General features: G+C 61.6%; 3 protein-coding genes and 1 pseudogene. 2 read left to right on the top strand and 2 right to left on the bottom strand.

Going from position 1 to position 2971, the window contains the following annotated elements:
• Positions 1-361 (bottom strand): annotated as a pseudogene (locus AC1D1P_RS19390) (transglycosylase SLT domain-containing protein); the annotation flags it as partial.
• The gene (gene gloB, locus AC1D1P_RS19385; RefSeq protein WP_477674098.1) at positions 358-1209 is read right to left on the bottom strand and encodes a hydroxyacylglutathione hydrolase; all 852 of its coding nucleotides are present in this window, start codon (positions 1207-1209) and stop codon (positions 358-360) included. The gene gloB and the pseudogene AC1D1P_RS19390, both read right to left, overlap by 4 nt.
• 12 nt (positions 1210-1221) lie before the next feature.
• Between gloB and AC1D1P_RS19380 the strand changes: the two genes are divergently transcribed.
• Positions 1222-2061, top strand: a complete 840-nt coding sequence (locus tag AC1D1P_RS19380) for a class I SAM-dependent methyltransferase (protein WP_477674097.1) — start codon at positions 1222-1224, stop codon at positions 2059-2061.
• Between the two features lie 54 nt (positions 2062-2115).
• Positions 2116-2598 (top strand): ribonuclease HI, encoded by a 483-nt coding sequence (gene rnhA, locus AC1D1P_RS19375; RefSeq protein ID WP_457278630.1) that lies wholly within the window; start codon positions 2116-2118, stop codon positions 2596-2598.
• Positions 2599-2971 lie beyond the last annotated feature (373 nt).

Here is a 2971-nt window from a genome sequence, read left to right as displayed (position 1 = left end):
GGATATAGTCCGGCCGGCTGGCATACCACTGCTCGCGATCCGTCACCAGTTCGTTTTGCAGGTCAGGCATGGCGAAGCCGCGGCGAATACGGTCCCATAGTTCCTTGGGAGGTTCCGTGGAGGCGATCTGGTAAGAGCCGATCTGACCTGGTGTGATGGCTTGAAGCGGGCCGCCCGGCACTTGCGGTTTGGCGGTGGGGCTTGTTCCTGTTGTGAGGACCGGGTCACCCGGCATGCCGGGTGGCTGTGTGGCGCAGCCCGCCAACAGTGTCGCCACAAGCAGAAACGCCAATGAAACAATACGGAAATTGATGAGTTTGGGAAGAGGAGCGGCTGCAGTGGTTCGGTCGTGTGGCGTCATTTGAATTGGTTTTTCCACTGCCGGATGGCGGCAAATACGGTGTTGTCGTCTCGGGCCGACGCATCAAAGTGCCGGGCAGCAGCCATGATAGTGGGTTGGCGGGTCCGCAAGAAGGGGTTGATCAGCAATTCCTGGGCCACAGAGGTCGGCAAGGTTGGCTTTCCCTGGGCGCGAAGTGCAACGCATTGCGCCTGATATGCCGCCAGGTCGGCATTTTCTGGCTCGACTGCCACGGCAAAGCGGAGATTGTTGAGTGTGTATTCATGGGTACAACAGACGACGGTGTTGCCAGGCAACGCAGCCAGCTTGTCGAGCGAGGCCAGCATTTGCGCCGGTGTACCCTCGAACAAACGTCCGCAGCCTCCCGAGAACAGTGTGTCGCCGCAAAACAGCAGCGGCCTGCCGTTCACGGCAAGGCCATCCGGCGCCGGGCCGCCCCAAGCCGGATGAGCCCCCTCGGGGGGCAGCGCATCACGCGAAGCGGAAAGCGTGGGGGCAAGGTAATAAGCAATGTGACCTGCGGTATGCCCGGGCACGTCGATCACCTGGAAATCCAGGCCGAGGGCCGTGAGGCTGTCACCTCCATTGAGATGTGTGTAAGGCTGCGGAATGCGTTCGGTGGCAGGGCCCCAGACTTGGGCGCCCGTCGCTTCGCGCAGGGCATCGACACCGCCCGTGTGGTCGGGATGGTGATGCGTGACTAGAATCGACTCCAGTTGCAATGCGTGCTGCTCCAGGGTGCGCTGCACCGGCCCGGCATCTCCCGGGTCCACGACCAGGGCACGCCTGCCGTCATGCAACAACCAGAGGTAGTTGTCGTCGAAGGCAGGAATGGGAATCAAATACATACAGTGGTCTCAATGAGCTCTGAAATTATAGGTTTGACGGACTGGCTGAAGACCCCTCCCGGCGGCTATCTTCTGGACTGGGAACGCACGCATTTTGACCAGGCCGTCAGCGACGTTTTTGGTTACCACGCACTGCAATTGGGCCTGCCGGAGCTCGACGCCCTGCAAGCCAATCGCATGCCGCACAAATGGCTGGCACTGGATTCCCTGCCGCCGTCGTCTGAACCCGGAAAGTCCCCGGCTACAGATACGAGCGGCCGCACGGCCGCAAGTTCCCGGCGCGCGGCGCTCCTGACCGATGCAGGAGCACTTCCCTTCCCGGAGAACAGCCTGGACCTGGTGGTATTGCCGCATACGCTCGAACTCAGCAGCGACCCGCATGCCAGCCTGCGCGAGGTGAGCCGGGTGCTTGTTCCGGAAGGTCGGGTGGTCATCAGCGGCTTCAACCCGACCAGCTTGTGGGGGCTGCGCCAGCGCCGCGGCCACATTTACCAGCGTTGGGGGTATGACAACCTGTTTCTTCCCAAAACAGGCGAGTTCATCGGCTACTGGCGCCTTCGCGACTGGCTGAGGCTGCTGGACTTTGAGGTAGAGTCGGGGCGCTTTGGCTGCTACCGGCCGGCGCTCACAAGTCAGGCCTGGCTGGACCGGTTCGAGTGGATGGATACGGCGGGCGAACGTTGGTGGCCTATTTTTGGCGCTGTGTATTTCCTCGCAGCGGTCAAGCGTGTACGTGGCGTCCGGTTGCTTGAGCCCGCCTGGAAGGCGCGAAGGGCGCCGGCAACGGCACCCGCCGCGATAGCCAACAAGGAGCCGCTCACCCGTTCATCCCGCTCACAGCCGCCTGCCTGATTTTTCTTTAACCACCGGCTGCTCTTTGGAGCTTCCCGGGAGCATTTGTAACGCATGACCGACACACCAACAGGCACAACGCCACAACCACAACACGTCGTGATCTATACCGACGGCGCATGCAAGGGAAACCCCGGCCCCGGAGGTTGGGGGGCGCTGCTGGCAATGGGCGGCACCGAAAAAGAGCTATTTGGCGGCGAACTTGGCACTACCAACAACCGCATGGAGATGACTGCCGTCATCGAGGCGCTGGCGGCGCTGAAGCGGCCCTGCAGCGTGACGCTTTACCTGGACAGCGAATACGTGCGCAAGGGCATTACCGAGTGGATTCACGGCTGGAAAGCCCGGGGCTGGCGTACAGCGGCCAAGGCGCCGGTCAAGAATGTGGATCTCTGGCAGCGCCTGGACGCCCTGGTCGTCTCCAGCGGCCACAAGATCGACTGGCGTTGGGTCAAGGGGCATGCCGGCGACCCGGGCAACGAGCGTGCCGACGCACTGGCCAACAAAGGTGTGGAACGCGCGCTCGGCCGCTTGTAACAAAGACCTGGCTGGGAGTCTGAAGCCGGGGCGGGAACATGCGCAAAAACACACACCAAGCAGCCAAGGCCCACGTAAAAATTGCAAGCCCCGGGCGCACCATAAGCGTACATAGCATCCGTGCCGTTTTGGTCGCCCAGGGCGTTTGGTAAAGCCGTTGTAAAGCTACCGCGCTTACCCTGTGCAAAGGCCAGAAAAAGGCTGCGCGCGCCATGGTGTCCTGCTACATTGGAAGTTTGTATCTCTTTGTATAACAAGTTTTCCTCCCCATGGCATCAAAAGCAATTTACACAGCGGTCGCGATAGCGGGCATTGCGGTCGCCTCGGGTGCTGCCTGGTGGGTGCAAAAACCCAAGGCGCAGGGCGGTGCGGC

The sequence above is a fragment of the Polaromonas sp. P1_E1_2 genome (assembly GCF_056406035.1).
The sequence above is the reverse complement of the archived record's forward strand: the minus strand, read 5'-3'. Positions and strand labels throughout refer to the sequence as shown.

Bases quoted from the DNA above. Each gene is read 5' to 3' on its own strand.
- gloB (WP_477674098.1), bottom strand. From the start codon at position 1,209: ATGTATTTGATTCCCATTCCTGCCTTCGACGACAACTACCTCTGGTTG.
- AC1D1P_RS19380 (WP_477674097.1), top strand. From the start codon at position 1,222: ATGAGCTCTGAAATTATAGGTTTGACGGACTGGCTGAAGACCCCTCCC.
- rnhA (WP_457278630.1), top strand. From the start codon at position 2,116: ATGACCGACACACCAACAGGCACAACGCCACAACCACAACACGTCGTG.